At 69.8% G+C, this 18,192-nt stretch carries 15 protein-coding genes and 2 tRNA genes; 4 read left to right on the top strand and 13 right to left on the bottom strand.

Annotated features, from left to right (window positions below; genetic code table 11):
• Positions 1 to 47: 47 nt before the first annotated feature.
• The 3 genes from C469_RS08370 to C469_RS08360 form a co-directional block, all read right to left on the bottom strand.
• On the bottom strand, positions 48 to 4,034 hold the full coding sequence (locus tag C469_RS08370) for a glycoside hydrolase family 97 catalytic domain-containing protein (RefSeq protein WP_008005607.1): 3,987 nt from the start codon (positions 4,032 to 4,034) through the stop codon (positions 48 to 50).
• A gap of 157 nt (positions 4,035 to 4,191) precedes the next feature.
• The gene (locus tag C469_RS08365) at positions 4,192 to 5,655 is read right to left on the bottom strand and encodes a DUF402 domain-containing protein (protein WP_008005605.1); all 1,464 of its coding nucleotides are present in this window, start codon (positions 5,653 to 5,655) and stop codon (positions 4,192 to 4,194) included.
• Positions 5,652 to 6,110 (bottom strand): DUF7532 family protein, encoded by a 459-nt coding sequence (locus C469_RS08360; RefSeq protein ID WP_008005603.1) that lies wholly within the window; start codon positions 6,108 to 6,110, stop codon positions 5,652 to 5,654. Before C469_RS08360 ends, C469_RS08365 begins: the two co-directional genes overlap by 4 nt.
• A 118-nt stretch (positions 6,111 to 6,228) precedes the next feature.
• Between C469_RS08360 and C469_RS08355 the strand changes: the two genes are divergently transcribed.
• Positions 6,229 to 7,239 (top strand): PrsW family intramembrane metalloprotease, encoded by a 1,011-nt coding sequence (locus C469_RS08355; RefSeq protein ID WP_008005601.1) that lies wholly within the window; start codon positions 6,229 to 6,231, stop codon positions 7,237 to 7,239.
• A 49-nt stretch (positions 7,240 to 7,288) separates the two neighbouring features.
• Here the strand turns inward: C469_RS08355 and C469_RS08350 are convergent, their stop codons facing one another.
• From C469_RS08350 to C469_RS08325, 6 genes are all read right to left on the bottom strand, one after another.
• A complete protein-coding gene (locus C469_RS08350; RefSeq protein ID WP_008005599.1) occupies positions 7,289 to 8,269 on the bottom strand; it encodes an ROK family protein in 981 nt (326 codons plus the stop codon).
• Between the two features lie 130 nt (positions 8,270 to 8,399).
• Entirely contained in the window at positions 8,400 to 8,858 is a 459-nt protein-coding gene (locus tag C469_RS08345; protein WP_008005597.1) for a universal stress protein, read from the bottom strand.
• Between the two features lie 204 nt (positions 8,859 to 9,062).
• A complete protein-coding gene (locus C469_RS08340; protein WP_008005595.1) occupies positions 9,063 to 11,426 on the bottom strand; it encodes a TIM-barrel domain-containing protein in 2,364 nt (787 codons plus the stop codon).
• Between the two features lie 47 nt (positions 11,427 to 11,473).
• Complete coding sequence (locus tag C469_RS08335; protein ID WP_008005594.1) at positions 11,474 to 13,375, bottom strand: pentapeptide repeat-containing protein; 1,902 nt, start codon at positions 13,373 to 13,375, stop codon at positions 11,474 to 11,476.
• A gap of 88 nt (positions 13,376 to 13,463) precedes the next feature.
• Complete coding sequence (locus C469_RS08330; protein ID WP_008005592.1) at positions 13,464 to 13,847, bottom strand: DUF5611 family protein; 384 nt, start codon at positions 13,845 to 13,847, stop codon at positions 13,464 to 13,466.
• A 121-nt stretch (positions 13,848 to 13,968) separates the two neighbouring features.
• Complete coding sequence (locus tag C469_RS08325; protein WP_008005591.1) at positions 13,969 to 15,120, bottom strand: DUF7093 family protein; 1,152 nt, start codon at positions 15,118 to 15,120, stop codon at positions 13,969 to 13,971.
• A 140-nt stretch (positions 15,121 to 15,260) separates the two neighbouring features.
• Here C469_RS08325 and C469_RS08320 point away from each other — a divergent pair, with 140 nt between their 5' ends.
• The gene (locus tag C469_RS08320; protein WP_008005589.1) at positions 15,261 to 15,575 is read left to right on the top strand and encodes a 2Fe-2S iron-sulfur cluster-binding protein; all 315 of its coding nucleotides are present in this window, start codon (positions 15,261 to 15,263) and stop codon (positions 15,573 to 15,575) included.
• Between the two features lie 228 nt (positions 15,576 to 15,803).
• Here the strand turns inward: C469_RS08320 and C469_RS08315 are convergent, their stop codons facing one another.
• A complete protein-coding gene (locus tag C469_RS08315) occupies positions 15,804 to 15,998 on the bottom strand; it encodes a cold-shock protein (protein WP_004048101.1) in 195 nt (64 codons plus the stop codon).
• Positions 15,999 to 16,282: 284 nt separating this feature from the next.
• Here C469_RS08315 and C469_RS08310 point away from each other — a divergent pair, with 284 nt between their 5' ends.
• Both C469_RS08310 and C469_RS08305 read left to right on the top strand, forming a co-directional pair.
• Positions 16,283 to 16,798: a hypothetical protein gene (locus tag C469_RS08310; protein ID WP_008005587.1), complete on the top strand. Its 516-nt coding sequence runs from the start codon at positions 16,283 to 16,285 to the stop codon at positions 16,796 to 16,798.
• A gap of 75 nt (positions 16,799 to 16,873) precedes the next feature.
• On the top strand, positions 16,874 to 17,161 hold the full coding sequence (locus C469_RS08305) for a zinc ribbon domain-containing protein (protein WP_008005585.1): 288 nt from the start codon (positions 16,874 to 16,876) through the stop codon (positions 17,159 to 17,161).
• Here the strand turns inward: C469_RS08305 and C469_RS08300 are convergent.
• The 3 genes from C469_RS08300 to C469_RS08290 form a co-directional block, all read right to left on the bottom strand.
• Positions 17,158 to 17,652: a DoxX family protein gene (locus tag C469_RS08300; RefSeq protein ID WP_008005583.1), complete on the bottom strand. Its 495-nt coding sequence runs from the start codon at positions 17,650 to 17,652 to the stop codon at positions 17,158 to 17,160. The genes C469_RS08305 and C469_RS08300 overlap by 4 nt on opposite strands.
• 250 nt (positions 17,653 to 17,902) lie before the next feature.
• Positions 17,903 to 17,976 (bottom strand) — tRNA-Phe (locus tag C469_RS08295).
• A gap of 119 nt (positions 17,977 to 18,095) precedes the next feature.
• Positions 18,096 to 18,166: transfer RNA gene (locus tag C469_RS08290), tRNA-Pro, on the bottom strand.
• Between the last annotated feature and the right edge of the window lie 26 nt (positions 18,167 to 18,192).

The following is an 18,192-nucleotide window of genomic DNA, read 5'->3' as shown; positions in this document are numbered from 1 at the left end:
CCGGCCGGACTCCTTCCTCTCGGCTCTCGTCCCGACGCTTCGCCCCGCTACAGCGGCGTGAACGGGAGCGACGCCAGCGAGTCGGGACCGTAGTCGAGCGCCTCGGACTGCGAGACGCCCTCGGGCGTGATCAGGTCGATGACGCGCGGCGCGTTCTCGACTGCACCCTCGCGCGCGCCGCCGAAGACGAACGTTTCGGGGTCGATCCTGACTGGGCGCAAGCTCCCTTGGTCTTCCGAGCCGACGACCGGCAGCGCTTCCCAGTCCGAGAGATCGGCGTCGCCGACCACTGATTTCGGTATCGAGACCACGGCTGTGTTCGACTCGAAGCTGACGAAAACCTCCGGGGTTCCGAGAGACTCTCCGTTGGCGTCGGTGATCCCTCTACCGAAGCCGCTCGCGTCGATCCGATACTGCCAAGTTCGGGCGAACTCGGCAGTGACGTCGAGTCCCGAGCCGCCGCCGAGCTCGGTCGTCCGTCCTTCGTCGGCCGACGGGTCGCGTAGGTAGACGAGGAAGTAGTGCGGTGAGAACGCCCCGCCGAACGTGTCGTACAGATTCTCCACCTCGAACGCGAACCGGTACTCCTCGTCCGTCTCCAGCACGCGGAACGAGCGCAGATCGAACGCGCCCTCCTCGAAGTCACTGCCCGTCGGGTAGACGTACTCGCCCGGCCCGTCGTCGTCCCCGGCGGGATCGGTGAGTTCCGCCACGAGGTCCCCGGGCGCGACGGTGACGCTCCCGGACGCCAGTTCGGCCCCGCCGTCGGCCTCGCGGACGACGATATCGAACGTGCCGATCCGCGAGATGTTGAAGCCGAGATCGACCGTCTCGTCCGTCGCGTTCGGCGGGAGCCGGACGTTGCCGACCGCCTCTACCGCCCCGTCGACGACGATCTCGACCGTGGTCCCGCCGACGAACGGGGCGTCGTTGGTGCCGGTCCCGGTGACGAACGACTCGCCGAGGTCGGCCTCCTCCGCGATCGACACCGAAATCTCCTGTTCCGGGCGCTCGTACTCGGGGAGCCGGTTGATCTCGCGGCCCCGCCCCGGACGCAGTCTGACCGCGGTCCCGCCGCTCGGCGCCAGCGACGCGAGCAGCGTCGTACTCGGCGTGACTATCGCCTCGTCGATGCGGACCCCGGTCGGGTCGGCGTCGACGCCCGCGCCGAGCGCGTCCGAGTAGAGCTCCGCGACGTACTTCGGACCGTTTCGGTCGTTTCCGTTGCCACCGCCGTTCCCGTTTCCGTTGCCACCGCCGTTCCCGTTTCCGTTCCCCTGTCCAGACGCGCCACCGCCCGAGTTCCCCGGCGCGAGGAACTCGAGCGGTACGTCGAGCGCCCGCCCGTCGCCGTCGGTCATGACGCCGACGTACCACTCCTCGCCGTGTCGGCGGGCGATCGCGAGGGAGTCACCGATCGCGGCGCCGACGACGCGGGTCTCGTCCCAGCCGGCCGCCGGGACCGACTCGATGAAGCCGAACTCGGGCTCCGCGTCGAAGTTCTCGTTCTCGGGCGTGTACCCCTCGTACTCGGCGGGAACCGGCGACGGTGCGCCCGACTCGGCGACCGCGACCGTGTTGAGGTTGAAGCCGCCCACGTCGCCGGCGAAGCCGTCGTCGCTCGCCTCGTAGTCGAGCTCGATCGCGATCTCGTTGTCGCCGGCCGCCAGCTCGACTTCCGTCGTGAACACCTGCCAGTCGTCCCAGTAGTCGGTGAACGCGGGCTCGATCGTCTCGCGGTCGTCGTTGACGCGCAGCGTCGCTCGGGGAGTCCCGGCGTCGGTCACCCGGCCGGCGTTCTCCTCGGCGTCGCTCGCGTACCGGAGGTGGAGGTCGTAGCTCCCGGCCGCGGGCACGTCGCGGACCGTGAACGAGACCGACGACCCGCTCGGCGCGCGGTTGGGGTCGACGGCGACGAAGTTGGTACCGAACGCGTTCCGCCACGAGTCGTCGGTGACGAGCCCGTCGAGGTCGCCGGCGGCGGCCTGGAGCGCCTCGCCGACCGCGAACGTCTCGTCGACGTACGCCTCGACGCGGTCGGCGGCCATCTGGAGCCCGCTGAGGTACGTCGGGTACATCGCGAGCTGCTTCGCGCGCGTCGTCTGGATCTGACCGCCGCGGTCGTCGTTGAAGGTGAGATCGAAGATGCCCGGCTGGTAGCTCACCGGGCCCGCGAGGTTCCGCGTGAACGGGAGCGTGACGTGGTGGTCGCGGCCGACGTTCGAGCCGAGCTGGGTGAAGCCGTCGTACTCCTGGGCCTTGACGACCTCGCGGTTCGCCACGTTCGGGTAGGTGCGGATCTCGCCGGTCGGCTTGATCCCCTCGTGGATCTCGAGGAGCTGGCGGTTCGCGGCGGCCTCGCGGATCACCAGCCGGTGGTGGTTCACCGCGAGCTGGTTGTGCTGGTTGTGGGTCGGCTCCGAGCCGTCGCCGTCGATCCCGAGGCCGGGGTCGGAGACGTACCCGTTCTTGATAGAGTTGATCCCCTGCTCGTCGTACCCCGCGAACGCGTCTCCGTCGAGGATCGCGTCCTCGTAGTTCGGGAGGTTCCCGGCCGTCTCGTTGTGGATCGTCATCTCCACCGGGTCGGAGAGCGACGCGCCGAAGCCGGTCACCTCCCGCACGTCGAAGTCGGGGTACGAGTCGTCGACGCCGAACCCGAAGCCGCTGCCGTCGCCGGGGTAGGTGTCCCACCCCTCGTTCCACCCCTCGACGAGCACGCTGTCGATGCCGTTCTCGCTCGCGAACCGCATGTACCGCTTCATCCGCTCGGTTCGAGCGCCGTGGACGTACGCGGCGGGGTTCCCGCCCCCGCCGGCGATCGCGTCGTCCGACCTGTACTCCCAGTTGGCCGACCCGGCGATCATCGTCCACCAGATGCCGACGTACTTCCGGGGCTCGATCCAGTCGGTGTCGGACTCCCCGCCGACGGTCGGCAGCGCCGACTCGTCGAGCGGGTCGGAGAGCAGGGGGACGAGCTGCGACTCGATCAGCTCGCCCGGCCGGTCGACGAGCTGGATCGTCCGCCACGGCGTGGTCGCGGGGAGCTCCAGCGACGCCTTCGTCCCGTCGGGCAGGGGGGTGAGCTCGGTGCGGAAGCCGGTCCCGCCGCCGTCGTCGCGCGGGGCGAGCGTCGCCGCGGCGTAGTCGTCGAGGTTCGCCTCGTGGACGCTCAGGTACGCCCCGCCGGAGCCGTCGGCGTCGCCGGCGTCGACGGTCAGGGGCGTGTGCGCGCCGGTCCGGATCGGCGTGTCGGTCGGCTGCGTCGGTCGGGTCCCGCCCGGGATCTCCGAGAGGGGCGTCTCCGCGTACTCCTGTTCGAACCGCGGGTTGGTCACCTCGTTCGCGATCCACCACGCGTCGTAGTCGTCCGCGAACTCGACGCCCGTGTTCTCCGCCTCGATCACCGCCCGGTCGGCGTTGCTCGCGAATCCCTCGCCGAGGACGACCCGCAGCCCGATCCCGTCGTCGAAGACGCGGACCTGGAGGGTGGCGTGGCGGCCGGCGTCGTCGGTCCCGCTCCCGCCGCCGGAGCTGCTCTCGCCGCCGGAGCCGCTCTCGCCGTCGGAGTCACTTTCGCCGCCCGCCTCCGCGAGTCCGACGCTGAGCTGTTCGTACGCCGCGGACACCGCATCGAACGCGCCCCACACGGGCTCCCACGCCTCCGTGGCCGTCTCGCGTTCGGTGCCGGTGACGTTCAGGGGGACGTCGCTTCCCCCCTCCGCGCTCGACGCCCCGAACGCCGACTGGTTCCGGAAGTCGAAGCCGATCGGCGACGGCTCGACATACGTCGTCCCGCCGCGGGCGACCTCGTAGGTCGGGACGCCGTCACCGACGTCGACCGTCACCGAGATCGACCCGTCCGGTGACGAGACGGTCTGTACCGGGTCGTCGTCGCCGTTTTCGACCTCGTCAGCGGCCGACCCGGACACGTCCCGCGAGTACGCGGCCGCGGCCACGAGCGCTCCCACGCCGCCGAGGAACCCCCGACGACTCGTCTCCTCGAATTCGTGCTGAGATTGTTTCTCATCCATTTCGGTTCGGTCGTGTATGCGATGATTTATAATGTTATTGTAACGAACGAGAGGTGTTTCTCTCGTCCGAAATGGAGTTAAAAATACGTGCGTCGCGGTCGTCGCCGTCGGCTTTCGGTCTCGTCGTTGTCGTCGGCTTTCCGTCGTGTCGTCGTTTTTAAAAAGCGTTCTCCAGCGCCGACGCCACGCTCCGGGCCTTCTCCGCGAGCGGTTCCGGCACGTCGCCGGCCGCCTCCGCCTCCCGCAGTTCGTCGTCGTCGAGGCGCTCGACGGCGCCGTCCGGGCGTTTCACCACGTCGACGTGGAGGTCCACGTAGCGGGCGGCGCCCGGGAACACCTCGACCGGGGTACAGACGTTGACGTAGGTTCCCCGAACCGTCCCGTCGCGCCCGCGGTAGGTGGTCGGGTACCACCACCGGCCCTCCTTCAGGCTGGTCTCGGCCACGTCGCCCGCCTCGCGGGGCACGTCCAGCCCGTCGTAGGTCCCGCCGCCGGTCATCTCTCGCTCGACCGTGACCGAGCCGTCGGCGTCGACCGCGGTCACCGTCGCCTCGCCCAGCGTGATCAGTCTCCCGTCGGGCTTGCCGTGTTCGAGTCGGAGGGCGTCGCCCTCGGCCGGCCCGAACGCGTCCGTCACGACCCCGAACGGGAACGCGGCGTCCGGGTCGGGCTCGCAGAGCGCCTCCGCGAGGTCGACGCCCGCGGACGCGTCCGCCGACCCGGCCTTCACCCGGTGGTGCCCCGGCATCGTCGCCGTCGCCTCGCGGCGGCGGTCGTCGAGCGAGAACCGGCTCTCGCGGCCGAACCACACCCAGACCCCGGCGTGCGGAGTCGCCAGCGGCTCCTCGCGGACGAGGTCCGGACCGTCGAGGACGCCGACGCCGCCGGCCGCGTCGACGGCGTCGTCGAGCCCCTCGGCGGCCGCGACCGCTCGGTCGAGCCCGGCCCGCAGCTCCTCGGTCTCCGCGTCGACCGCGGGCGCCTTCCAGACGGCGCGCCACCCCTCCGGCGGCTCCAGCCCGAGCAGGTCGAGCATCCCCGCGAGCTCCCGGGCGGCCTCGTCGTTCCGCACGTCGACGCGCGTGCCCGAGCCCGGCTCGAGCGCGACGAGCCCGCCGCCCGCCCGCAGCGACCCGCCCAGTTCGGGGCGGCGGTCCGTCCACGGCGCCGCGGACTCGCGGACCCGCACCCGGACCGGATCGCCCGTCTCGACCCGGTCGTCGACGGCCCCGTAGGGGAGGTACCCCTCGGCGCTGGCGGCGTCGCCGCTCCCGCCCTCGTCTCCGCCGACGCGAAGCTCCACCACCGCCCCGCCGCCGAGCGTCTCGGTCACCGTCCCGTCGAGGACGGTCCCGGGCGGCGTCGGATCGCCCCACGCCATCGCGTCGAGACCGGCGTCGGTCAGGAGGTCGCGGAGAGACGCGACCGCGTCCGGGTCGCCGTGCGCGCCGACGCCCTGCCGGTCGTCGGTCGTCGCGATCCGAACGTCGGGCGGCGCCGTCTCGAACTCGGCGTCGAAGCGCCGGCGGATCGGCGGCGACGCGTCGACGACCTCGTGGCCCGCGTCGAGCAGCGTCCGCGTGAGCGCCGTCGCGTAGATGCCGCGTACCCGGACGTTCATAGCTCGTCGGGGTCGCGCGCGAACCGGACGCGGTCGTGGACGGTCGCGCCGAGCGAGAGCTCGACGAGGACGGGGACCTCGTCGGCGTCTCCTCCCTCCCCCTCGCCGTCGCCTGCCGTCTCGCCGCTCCCGCCGTCCACGCCTCCCGTCTCCGCCGTCCGCAGCACCCGCCCGCCCTCGACCGGGACGCCCCAGCCGTCGAGCGAGAGGTAGCCGCGGAGGTCACTCCCGTGGGTGAACAGGTCGACGTCCGCGCTCGCGTGTTCCTGTCTCTCGGCGGTGCTGTGGGCCGTCTCCATGTCGGAGTGGTAGGGTCCCGCCGGCTCGAAGAACTCCCGGAGGCGGTCGGCGTCCTCGTCGACGAGCTCGGCGACTCGGTCGGACGCCGCCGCGATCGCGTCCGCGTCGAGCCCCGCCTCGCGGAGGGCCCGCTGGGTCCGTGCGTCGAAGTGCATACCGCCTCTTCGGTCGCCGCGGTTTCAATTCTGTCGGCTCCGTTTCGTGCGATCGTTCGGCCGCGTCGCGCCCCGACCCCTGCCACGGCTTAAGTCGCCCCGGTCCGAACCCGCTGACATGCCATCCCGGTCGGATCCGGTCGAGTCGCGCGCCGACGACGACCGCGACCTCTACGACATCGCCACGTGGGAGGAGCGCACCTCCCTCGACGGCCTCTCGGTCGCGTTGCACTGGCTCATCACTCGGTCGGCGAAGGCGTTCGTCGTCTTCGTCGCGCTCCTCGGGCTCCTCGCGATCCTCGGCTCCTTCGGGCTCGGGCTCGTCTTCGACCCGACGGTCGCGATGCTCGTCGGGCTCTCGGCGGTCCCGGCGCTCGGACTCGCCGCGTACGTGTACGTCTCCGACGTGACCACCGGTGAGCCGCTCTCGCTGCTCGTGGCGACGTTCCTGCTGTCGATCCTGACCGCGACGTTCGCCGCGGTGCTCAACAGCTACGCCCAGCCGTACTTCTCTCCGTTCGGATTCCCCGGGCTCGTCCTCTTCTTCTTCGTGATCGTCGGGCCGATCGAGGAGACGGTGAAGCTGCTCGCGGTCCGGCTCTACGCGTACACCGACGACCGGTTCGACGCGGTCATCGACGGCGCGGTGTACGGCGCCATCGCCGGGCTCGGATTCGTCGTCATCGAGAACCTCGTGTACATCGCTCGGACCGTCGAGCTGGCGGAGCTGTCCCTCGGCCTCGCCGCCCTCGGCGCGGGCGACGGGATCGCCGCGCTGCGCGCGCTGGCCGGCCCGGGACACGTCATCTACTCCGCGTTCGCGGGGTACTACCTCGGGCTCGCGAAGTTCAACCCCGGGAACCGCGGGCCGATCGTCGTGAAGGGGCTCGTCATCGCCGCCGCGATCCACGCGCTGTACAACTCGCTGGTCGGACCGGTGACGACGGTGCTCTCGCTGGCGACCGGGCTGCCGCAGGTCCTCTCGCTGTTCGTCTTCGTGATCCTGTTTCAGGGAGCGTTCGGGTACGTCCTCTTACGGAAGCTCCGCCGGTACCGGGACGCGTACCTCGACACGCGCGACGCGGTCGATCCGCCCGTCGAGCCCGAGATGACCGAGTTCGAAGACTGATCGCGGTCGCCCCCGATCCGCCTCCGCGCTCCTCCGCCTCCCTGCCCGTTCACTCGGGCGGCGACTCCACCCGCGACCGGTCGCCCGTGCCCCCGGTGAGCGCGCTCGCGAGCGCGCCCTTCACCACCACCTCGTCGCCGAGCTCGGTGAGCCGGACCTCCGGGACGTTGATGAACACCATGTCGGCGAGCTTCTCGCGGATCGGGTCGAGCACCCGCTTGGGGTTGTTGAGCGCGACCGCGCCCCCGACGCTCACGACCAGCGGGGCGTACGCGTGGATGACGTTGGCGACGCCCATCGCGTTCCAGTGGGCGACCTGGTCGATCACGTGGTCCGCGAAGACGTCCTCGCCGGCCGCCTCGAACACGTCGACCGCGGAGAAGTCGGGGTCTTCGATCGGGAGGACGGTCTCGACCGGGTCCTCCTCGTGCAGTTCGCGGGCGTACTTCGGGATGTTGTTGCCGGAGCAGTACCCCTCCCAGTGGCCGTCGAGGCCGCAGCCGCAGGTCATGAAGCCGTGCGGGTCGACGGTCATGTGACCGACCTCGCCGGCGTTGCCGTCCCACCCCGAGAGCACGTTGCCGTCGACGGCGACGCCGGCGCCGATCCCGGAGGAGATGGTGAGGTACACCATGTCGTCGGGGTTGCGCTCGGAGTGGAACCGCTCGCCGATGACGCCCGCGATGGTGTCGTTGTGGAGGTGGACCTCGTCGGTGTCCAACAGCTGCGAGACCGGCCCGACGAGCGGGATCCGTTCGACGGTGTCCGGGAGGTTCGCCGGCCCCTGTACGACCCCGGCGGCCAGATCGAGGGGCCCGATCGAGCCGATCCCGGCCGCGACGGCCGCGGTCGGATCGATCCCGGCGGCCTCGCACGCGCCGCGGATCACGTCGAGAACGGCCTCGGTGACCGCGATCCCGCTCGGCCCGCGCGGGGTACCTCGCGACTCGGACCCGAGGATCGTCGCGGTCTCGTCGCCGACGACCGCCCGGACGTTCGTCGCTCCGAGATCGACGCCCACGTAGTACATCGGGTAAACCCGCGAACCGGTGTTACTTAAACGGGACGCTTCAGGGGACCGTTCGCCGCGATCGGTGAGCGAGGAGTCGTCGCGACGCGCGCGATCTCGTCGTGATCGACCCGTAGGGGGGTTCGCCCGCTTAGGCGTCGACGTCTCGCACGAATGTCACCGGGCACGGCGCCGAGAGCATGATCTCCTGTGCGACGCTCCCGAAGACGGCCTTTCCGGTCGGCGATCGGCTGCGTCCACCGACGAGGATGCGGTCGGCGTTGACGGCCTTCGCCGCTGCGACGACCTCGTCGGCGTGGTCGCCGACCGCGCCGCGGATCTCGTAGTCGACGCCGGCGTCGTTGAGCACCTTCGCGAGTGCCCGCGTCGTCGTGTGTCGCTCGGCGACGGCGTTGGGGGTCGACCCCTCGCTCGTCTTGTCGACGCCCAGCCGCGACCTGACCGCTTCGAACTCCTCGTCGGAGAACACGTGGGTCAACACGACCGTCGCGCCCGCGGGCTTGGCCACCGCGATAGCCTCCCTCGCGAGCTGCTCTGTTCGTTCCTCGTCTTCCGTTCCGACCGCTAGTACGACTGTCTCGATGCTCATACTTCCCCTTCGTCCCCTGACGGCTTAAATCCGTCGAAGTATTAACTCAGTTCCGAATAAACTTTCACACCGATCGATCCTGACGTTCCCCGTCCCGTCTCGGTTCGGCGTGTTCCGACGACCGGGCGGTGAAAACACGCGACGCTGCGGAAATAGCCGGTCATTGACCGCGAGAAATCCGGGTGCGTCGGACCGGGGCGACCGTTAGGCGACGACGGCGCGCGCGACTCCGGTGTCCGGATCGAAGGTCCACTCGCGCGGGCCGGGGTCGTCGTCGACGCGAGCGTACGTCGCGCCGTCGACACTGAGAGTGGACGGCGGCTCTCCGAACCGGGCGGCCCGCACCTCGGCAATCGGACACCCGTCGGGGGTCTCGACGCGGACGTCGCTCGAGCCCGGCTCGCGGATCGCGGTTATCGTCCCGCGTTCGTCTCCGGTACGGCCGTGGTACTCGAAGGCTATCTCCTCCCGCTCTCCGGTCGGTTCCGACTCGAACTCCACCCGTAGCCGCAGCGTCCACGGTCCCTCGCCCACGTGTTGGCTCGCCTCGCGGGTCGGCACGACGCTCCCCGCTCGGACGAACAGCGGGACCGTGTCGAGCGGCACGTCGCGCGAGAGGGTCTGGGCGCCCGCGTATCGCTCTCCGGTCCAGTAGTCGACCCATTCCCCCTCCGGGAGGTACACCTCCCGCCGCCCGTCGGCGGACAGCACCGGGGCGATCATGAGCTCCTCACCCACGTAGTGTTGGGTGTCGATCGCCCGCGCGGCCGGATCGCCCTGATGTTCCAACACGAGCGGTCGCATGACCGGGAGTCCCTCTCGGCTCGCTCGCTCCCCGTACGAGCAGAGGTACGGTAGCAGGCGGTACCGCTCCTCGGCGTGCTCGCGAACGATCTGCTCGGCCGTCTCACCGAATTCCCACGGCTCTCGCGGGGTCGTCCCGTGGAACCGCGCGTGGCTGTTCCCGAGGAGCGCCCACTGCGCCCACCGGACGTACAGTTCCGTCGACGGCGTCCCCCGGAACCCGCCGATGTCAGCCGCCCAGAACGAAAATCCGGACAGCGCGAGGCTGAGTCCCCCTCGCAGGCTCGCGGCCATCGACTCGAAGGTGGTGTTCGGATCTCCGCCCCAGTGGATCGGGAACACCTGATCGCCCGTCCACGCGGCACGGACCCACAGCGTCGGTTGCTCTCTCCCGGCCGCTCGCATCGCATCCCTCACCGTTCGCTGGTACTCCCTGGGGTACCGGTTCCGCATCGCCGCGCCCGTCCGACCGTTGGCCAGCACCGCGTCCCGCGGCAGGTACTCCCCAAAGTCGAGTTTGAACGCGTCCACTCCCATCTCCGTCAGTTGTCGATGTCGCTCGGCCCACCACTCCCGGGCGTCCGGGTCGGTGAAGTCGACGATACTCCCCCTGTTGTCCGCACTCAGTCGAGACAGGACGTACGGCGACCCCGACCCGTCCTCGACGAAGTACCCCTTTCGTGCGAACTCCTCGAACAGCGGGGAGTCGACCTGCACGTACGGGAACTCCCACAGCGAGACCCTGAAATCCTCCGCAGCGAGCTCTTCGATCATCGCCTCGGGGTCCGGAAACGCGTCCGTGTCCCACCGCAGATCGCACATGTCGTCGAGCGACATCCACGCGGGGTCGATGTGTACCACGTCGCACGGGATCGACCGCTCACGGAGTCGCGCCGCGACGGACTCGACCTCCTCGCGGGACTCGTAGCTCAGCCGCGACATCCATACGCCGAACGTCCACGGTTCGGGGCGGTTCGGCCGCCCCGTCATCGCCGTGTAGCGACGGAGGACCGACTTGAGTTCCGGGCCGTGAACGAACACGAACCGAAGGTCGTCTCCGTCGACGCGGATCTGGTTCGTCACCGACGACGAACGCCCCACGTCGAAGCGGGTCCGGCGAACGGTGTCCACGAGGAGCCCGTACCCCCGCGTCGAGACGAACCACGGAACGTTCTTGTACGAACGCTCGGTCTCCGTCCCGTTCGGCTGCGTGATCCACGACTCGATCTCGCGGCCGCGCTTGTCGAACTCCGTGAACTTCTCCCCGAACCCGTATATCCGCTCGTCGGGGCCGAGAGCGAACGCGGTCCGGGTGCCATCGACCCGGAGCGGCCAGCCGTTCACTTCCTCCTCCTCGAACCCGAGCGGGCGGCTTCGGACCTCCCCCTTCGCGTTCCGGTCGGACCGCTGCTCGCTCAGTAGGGACCGTCCGTTCGCGTCGGACACGTCGAACAGCCACTCGTCGGTCCCGATCCGAACGGTCAGTGCCGACGTCTCCGCGACGAGGACGCCGTCGTTCTCGGTGACGGAAAGCGATACCGGCTCACGGACCTCGTCTGCTGAATACGTTCGCGGTGCTTCCGCGGCCGGCGTTTCGGGATTCGCTCGCAGCTCGAACCGAAAGATCCCCGGCGCGTGAAACCGAATCGACACCGGGACGGTCCGCGTCACGTCTCGCTCGTCGGACTCCACGGCACACGAGAGCGTAACCGTCCGTTCGCTCACGTCGTAGGAATCGACGGCTGACACGACGATCGCTGACATGGCTCCCGGTTCACCCCCCACCGACTTTTGTATGCCGGTCGCCCCACTCACCGGTGGATCCGGCGCGTGAACGCGAAGACGAACAGCGCGATCAGGAACGCACCGATGAACCCCTGTATCGCGGAGAGCGCCTCGACGTATAGGGTGGCGCCGTCCGGCGGTCCGAGGACGAAGGCGACGAACGACTGGAACGAGAACACGAACGCCTCGATCACGGTGTACTCCGTTCGGAGTAGATCGGCGGCCCAGTAAGCGGAGCCGAACGCGGCCACGACGACGAACGAGGAGACGACCACGAGATACGGCCGCTCACCGTACCCCGTCGTCGCGGCGAGCAGCGCCGACCGTCCCCACCGCGTCGCCGCCGCGACCCGCCCGATCGGACCGGCACCCCGCGTGAGCGCGTCGTACCGGTGTTCGTACCGGTGAGCGCACATCTCGCGGTAGAAGAACGACCCCGCGCTGGCGTTGTCGCCGGCGTCGTCCGCCCCGTTTTTCGCGTACGCGTACGTCGCCTGCATCGCCCCGTGACCGAACTCGCGGTCGTGTCTGGGACACGCCGGATCGTCGACGATGAACCGTCCCTCGTGTTCCGATCCGTCGCCGCAGTAGCAGGGAACCGACATGGCGTCGACGCTGAACCCGTGGATCCGGTGGCTCGCGGCGTCGAGGTCGAGCGCGTCGTCGTCGGTGAAGTCGAACCCGTCGTACTCCGTCCGGTGGAACCTGATCCGGTCGATCACCGTCGTGTCGGGATCGCTCTCGAACCGCACGTTCCCGAGCGTCGTTCGGTGGAGGTCGTATATCACCGACCCGCCGGCGGGAGGCTGACCCAGCGTCCCCTTCCCGATCGTCGACCTGGCGAGATCGACGTACGCGGCGGCTCCATCGGTCTCGGGCTCCCGGAGCCGCAGGCGACCGATCTCGGCCTCGCGAACCCGAATCTCACGACCGAACGCGACCTCGTTACACGACAGCCGACCGGTGACGACCGCCATGTCCGCCGTCACCCGACCGGCGGTCGTCTCCAGCCACCTGTCGTCGGCATCCGGGGGGCGGTCGGCTAGGTTCGCCTCGTCGAGTTCGACATCCCCGCGACACACCACCCGATCGAGGTTGAGACGCCCGCCGACGTACGACCGCTTGAAATCGACGAGGTCGACGCACTCGCACGCTTGCAGCCGGACATCGCGCCGGAACCGCGCGTCGTCGAACATGACGATGTCGCGGAAGTCGGCCGTGAGAAACGAGACGTGATCGCGGAACCGCGCGTCCCCGAAGCTCGTCGGGTGGTCGAACTCGGCGTCACGGAACAGCGCGGGTCGCCGGAACGTCGTCCCGTCGAACCGGACGATGTCGGCGAAGTCCGCGTGCGTGAAATCGATCCCGAACGGGATCTGTTCGAGAGCGGGATCGAGCACCTCGCGCCCCGGCGACTCCGGCGGCGCGGCCCCGGAGTCGAAGACGGCGGCCGAGAAGTCGATCGGCTGTCTGAACTCCGTCCGGCGACACGAGACCGCGCCGATCGACGCGTGCCGGAGGTCGATCGTCGACCTGCTCTCCCCGCCGACGACCTGTGACTCGAAGTCGAGGCGACCGAGCCGCGCGCCGATAAACTGGAGCATCCGCCGCCGTCGTTCGGGGTCGGACGTCTCGTTCGCCGCCTCGATACGCCGGATCAGAAGCGTCGAGACGGATTCCGCGTCCGGGGATCTGTCCCCGGCATCCCGGTGAAACGCGCAGTAGTCGGCGCCCCCTTCGGCGTCGTGGGGACAGCGCCAAGCACCGTCCCGAACGCCGGGTGTCGACGCGTCGATCCCCCAGTTCGGCGTCTCGTCGAGCCACGGGTACGATTCGAGGTAGTCGGGGACCGGGAGGGAGTAATCACACGTCCCCTCCCGCCGGTCCGCGTTCGGCTCCGCCGTCTCGGGATCGGTCCCTCGCGTCACGGCTCGGTACCTCGCCGGAGAGCACTAAACTGTTTGCAACCTCTCGGTCCCTCGATCGGCGCCCGCTCGGCGGTCCAGCGCGAACCGTTCAGTAGTCGGGCGCGTCGTCCTCGACTTCGCGCTTCAGCGAGTCGCGCCGGGACTTCGCGTCGCGACCGGTCGCCTCCAGCAAGAACTCGTTTTTCGCGTCGACCGCGTCGGCCGCGGCGTCGGCGTTCCCCTCGGCGATCACGTCCTCGGCTGGACGCTCCTCGAAGTGGACCGCGAGCTTGTCCTTCTTGCCGCCGTACTCCGCGGCGCCGGCGACGATGCGGTCGAACACGGGGTTGTCCGGGTCCTCGACGACGTACAGCTCGTGGCCCTGCCACTCCTCCGTGGCGGTGACCTCGCCGAAGTACTCCTCGATGGAGCCTTTCAAGTCGGGCATACGGTCGTCCAGATGCTCGCCGCGTCGCATCTTGTACTCCTTCATGCCGCGTTCGTTCGACAGGGGGCCGTAAACCAGTTTCGTCACGGGGTCTTCGCCCGGTTCACCGTCGATCGAGGGCCGCGGGCGGGCGATCGATCGGGCGCCGCTCGGGACGCGTCCGCGCTCAGACCGGTCGCTCGTCGACGTACCCGCGCTTGCACTCCGGACAGATGTCGCCCGCGCGCATGGAGTTGCCGTCGGCGGCGCGGGTCATCTCGCACTCGGGGCAGTAGTACTCCGTCGCCACGTCGGCGGTCGACGTCCTGAGGTCCGGGCTGTCGCCGCGCGTGATCTCGACGCCCTCGTCGACCACGGCCCCGCCCTCGGCCGTCCCGTCCCCCTCGGCCCCGGGCGCGGGCGCCTCGACGTACTCCGCGTCCTCGCCGTCGGCGGGCGGGTCCGCGGCCTCGGGCGTGAGCCCGCCGCCGAATTCCACGTCGCCCGCGTCGCCCTCGCCGACCTCGGCGCTGAACCCCTCGTCCTCGCCGCCGTGTTCGGGCCACGGGGTCGGCTCCCCGTCCCCCTCGTCCGACTCGTCCACGTCCGGCCACGCGCCGCGCTCGCGGTCGTCGGCCGGCTCCTCCGTCTCGTCGAGGATCACGCCGTCGTCGGTCTCGGCGCGCTCTTCGTCCGCGGGCGTCTCCGCCGCCTCCGCCGTCTCCGCCTCCGGGTACGCCGCGTACTCGCCCTCGTCGGGTTCGAGGCCGTCGCCCTCGTCGCCCGCGCTCGACGGGCCGTCGTCGATCAGCTCCGCGCCGCCGTCGTCGGCCGCCTCCGTCTCGCCGTCCGCGTCCGCTCCCACGTCTGCCGTCGACGCGACCGAATCGTCGGGCGCCGCCTCCGCGGTCCCGGCGTCGGCCGGACCCGGATCGCGGCCGCTACCGGCCGGTCCTTCCTCTCCGGGTCTCTCGTCGATGATCACGGCGTCGTCGCCGTCGATGTCGCCCCCGAATCCGGCGGCGTCGGCATCCGTACTCCCCGAGCCGCCTCCGGCCTCCACACCGTCGGAACCGATCCCTCCGATGCCCGTCGCAGGGGGCCCGCGCTCCGGGTCGGCGTCGGCTCCGGTCGGCTCGTCGCCCGCGGCGGTGGCCTCGTCGGTCAGCTGCTCCATCGTCGTGACCTCGGTGTTCTCGCTGACCACCTGCGTCTCGCCGCAGCGAGCGCAGGTTTTCACCTCGGTGACGGTGGTGACGACCTCGTTCCCGTCCTCCTCGCGCTCGCGCCGTAGTTCGGGCTCGCCGAAATCGTGCCCGAGCAGACACCTGAGTCCCATTACGCTTCACCTGCGGGTCCGAGGGTAAAAAACGCCCCGTCCGTCGTCAGACGTTCGGCGCACGCTCGCCCCGGCTTGGGGTCGCGTCGATCGCGTTACCCAGACTCTTTGTGGGTCGGTCGCGTACCACTCGATCGTCTATGCCGACCGTATCCTACCAGGGAGAAGAGATCGAGTGCGAGAAGGGCGACGTGTTGCGCGACGTGTTGGCGGAGGCCGGGCTCTCCGTGTACAACGGCAAGATGAAGCAGCTCAACTGCCGGGGCTCGGGGTCGTGCGGTTCCTGTGCGGTTCAGGTCGACGGCGAGGTGAGCGAGCCGGGGAAAAAGGAGAAGGCCCGCCTCTGGTTCCCGCCGCACCACCCGAGCCACGACGTGCGCCTCGCGTGCCAGACGAAAGTCGAGGGCGACGTCGAGGTGACCAAGGGCCGGGGGCTCTTCGGGCAACATATCTGACTCGGCGGTCGCGCCGCTCCTCTCTTATAAATTGGCGCGCGACGAGCGCGCCGCTCGTCGTCGCCGCCCGAACCGTCCGTGACGGCTCGACCGATCGGCGGCGGCGACGCTCAGTGTCGTGATAAGAACCCGCGTCGGACGTGCGTCCGGGGGCGGGCAGAAGTCTCGTTGTCGCGTGTCAGAGTCGCGTTCGGCGTCAGCCGGACCGACCCACCGTATCGGATCGGCTTACTGCCGAACGACGTTGGACGCGCGGGGCCCCTTGGGCGAGGACTCGATGTCGAACTCGAGCTCCTGGCCCTCTTCGAGGTCCGGCCCTTCGACGTCTTCCATGTGGAAGAACACGTCGTCGTCAGCGTCGTCAGTCTCAATAAATCCGTAGCCGCCAGTGTCGTTGAAGAAATCAACCTTTCCGGTCGCCATTGCATCCTAACGGACGCCCCGTCCCGGCATAAGGATTGCGAGTGTACAGTTACCACGGGTGTAGGCGGACATTCGTTTCCCCAATCGGCGACGATCGCGACGATCGGTGACCGTACGACCGGACTCGATCCGAGAGCCCGACCGATCCGGCTGTTTCGTCCCCGAAACGCTCCGAAGTCCGGATCCGATCGACTCGGCAGACGGGCGCAGACGTTGCCGGTGCCGAATGATCGCCCGGGGGATCGCCCCGACGCTTATGCCGGACCGCGCCGAACCGCTCCGTCGTGTTCCGACGCCTCCGCGAGAACGGTCCGGCGCTGCTCGTGCCGGCGGCGTGGCTCGTCGTCGCCGCGACGGCCCTCGGCGTCGTCTCGACGCACGCGCTGTTCGTCGCGCACGTCGTCATGAGCGTCCTGCTCGTCGCGTTCGTCGCGGCCTCGTGGCGCGACATGGCCGAGGGCGTGCTCCGGACGTGGAAGCTCGTCGTCCTCGCGGGCACGCCCGTCACGCTCGCGGGCGTCGCGGGGTTCCTCGCGCTCGACGGGACTCTCGGCGTCTCCCCGGAGGCGCTGCTCGCGGTCTCGCTGTACGGCTGGGCGCTCCTCCCGGCCGTCGGGTTCGCCCGTACTCGGAGGCGCGTCGAGGCGGGCGCCCGGATCTACGACTTCGGCGCCGTCTGCTGTGTCGCCGGGGCGCTCGGCGTCGCGGTCGCGCCGTCGGCGACGTTGACCGCAGTCGCACTCGCGGTCGTCGGCGCCGGGCAGACGGCCGGCATCCTCGACGCCACGCTCCGGTACTGACTCCCGGGCGCTGCGGTCGGCCGTGTCCCGTGCGATCGTCCCACAATATCTACGTCCGCGGCCCGTAGGGCTCGTATGATCGATCTCGGGGCGATCTACCTCGCCGTCACGGGGGCGCTCCTGCTCGTCGCCCTCGGTGCCGGACTCCGCGTGCTCCGCGGGATCGTCCGGGAGGGACGCGACCTCCGCCGGCGCCGACGGGCCGGAGAGGTAGAGAAGTATACGGAAGACGAGGAGTACGGCCCGGGATCGGCGGACGACTCGAGCCATTCGACCGCGACGTGCCCCCAGTGCGGCGCGGCCAACGAGTCGGGTTTCGACTACTGTCGCCGCTGCGCGGCGCCGCTCCGTCCCGGCGCTTAGCTCGCCGCCTCAGCTCTCGTCTCCGCCTCGGTCTCGGCGCCGCTTTCGGACCCGGCGTCCGGGGACGTGTGCCACCACGCCCACAGCAGCAACACGCCCTGCAGCGGGAGCCGCGCCCACGCCGCCGCGCGAGCGATCCCCGAGAGGCGGTCGGGCGCGAGCTCGGCCGCCACGTCGTCGGTCGCCATGTAGACGTTCGCGGGGAAGACGGCGCCGAGCAGCGCCATGATCCCCCACGCCGACCCGCGCCGCGTCCGATCGCACGCGACCCCGAGTCCCAGCCCGATCTCCGCGATCCCGGAGAGGTACACGAGGGCGCGCGGTCGCGGGAGGCCGGGCGGGACGACCCGCGCGAACGCCGTCGGCGCGAGGAAGTGCGTGATCCCCGCGATTACGTACGCCGCGCTCATCACGTACCGGAGCGGGCGCTTCCGGCTGGCGAGCGGTCCGTCGTCGGGATCGTCGCGGTCGGTTTGGGGGTCGTCGCTCACCCGTGTGGATAGCGACGGCGGCATAATGAGCGTTCCTCCCGATCGAAGTCGGAGACTGCCCGAACCGGGATCGCGTCGTTTTCTCGACGGTTCGCTCCGCTCACCGTCTCGAAATATGCCGCCTCCCCGATTTGAAACGCGTGAGATTCCCTTCGGTCGTCTCACTGTTCCCCGCTCGCTACGCTCACGGGGACGGGGGACAGCTCGATCTTCAGGCGGGGCTCACAGATGCTGTTCACGTGAAAAAGCATGCCGCCTCCCCGATTTGAACGGGGGACAGCTCGATCTTCAGTCGAGTGCTCTCCCAGTCTGAGCTAAGGCGGCTCGCACTCGGACCAACGCCGATTCGAGACAAAAGGATTTCGAAAGGCGGCGACCGGATCGGAGAGCGGCGTCGTCGCCGTCGGTCGGTGCTGGAGCGATACCGAGCAGAAATTTCGGGATGGGACCGCCCGGATTCGAACCGGGGTCACGGGCACCCAAGGCCCGGAGTATACCACTAACCCACGGTCCCGCACCCATACGTACCCGCATCGACCG

It is taken from the genome of Halorubrum lipolyticum DSM 21995 (assembly GCF_000337375.1).
Classification (GTDB): Archaea; Halobacteriota; Halobacteria; order Halobacteriales; family Haloferacaceae; genus Halorubrum; species Halorubrum lipolyticum.
The sequence above is the reverse complement of the archived record's forward strand: the minus strand, read 5'-3'. Positions and strand labels throughout refer to the sequence as shown.

Bases quoted from the DNA above. Each gene is read 5' to 3' on its own strand.
- C469_RS08370 (WP_008005607.1), bottom strand. From the start codon at position 4,034: ATGGATGAGAAACAATCTCAGCACGAATTCGAGGAGACGAGTCGTCGG.
- C469_RS08365 (WP_008005605.1), bottom strand. From the start codon at position 5,655: ATGAACGTCCGGGTACGCGGCATCTACGCGACGGCGCTCACGCGGACG.
- C469_RS08360 (WP_008005603.1), bottom strand. From the start codon at position 6,110: ATGCACTTCGACGCACGGACCCAGCGGGCCCTCCGCGAGGCGGGGCTC.
- C469_RS08355 (WP_008005601.1), top strand. From the start codon at position 6,229: ATGCCATCCCGGTCGGATCCGGTCGAGTCGCGCGCCGACGACGACCGC.
- C469_RS08350 (WP_008005599.1), bottom strand. From the start codon at position 8,269: ATGTACTACGTGGGCGTCGATCTCGGAGCGACGAACGTCCGGGCGGTC.
- C469_RS08345 (WP_008005597.1), bottom strand. From the start codon at position 8,858: ATGAGCATCGAGACAGTCGTACTAGCGGTCGGAACGGAAGACGAGGAA.
- C469_RS08340 (WP_008005595.1), bottom strand. From the start codon at position 11,426: ATGTCAGCGATCGTCGTGTCAGCCGTCGATTCCTACGACGTGAGCGAA.
- C469_RS08330 (WP_008005592.1), bottom strand. From the start codon at position 13,847: ATGAAGGAGTACAAGATGCGACGCGGCGAGCATCTGGACGACCGTATG.
- C469_RS08325 (WP_008005591.1), bottom strand. From the start codon at position 15,120: ATGGGACTCAGGTGTCTGCTCGGGCACGATTTCGGCGAGCCCGAACTA.
- C469_RS08320 (WP_008005589.1), top strand. From the start codon at position 15,261: ATGCCGACCGTATCCTACCAGGGAGAAGAGATCGAGTGCGAGAAGGGC.
- C469_RS08315 (WP_004048101.1), bottom strand. From the start codon at position 15,998: ATGGCGACCGGAAAGGTTGATTTCTTCAACGACACTGGCGGCTACGGA.
- C469_RS08305 (WP_008005585.1), top strand. From the start codon at position 16,874: ATGATCGATCTCGGGGCGATCTACCTCGCCGTCACGGGGGCGCTCCTG.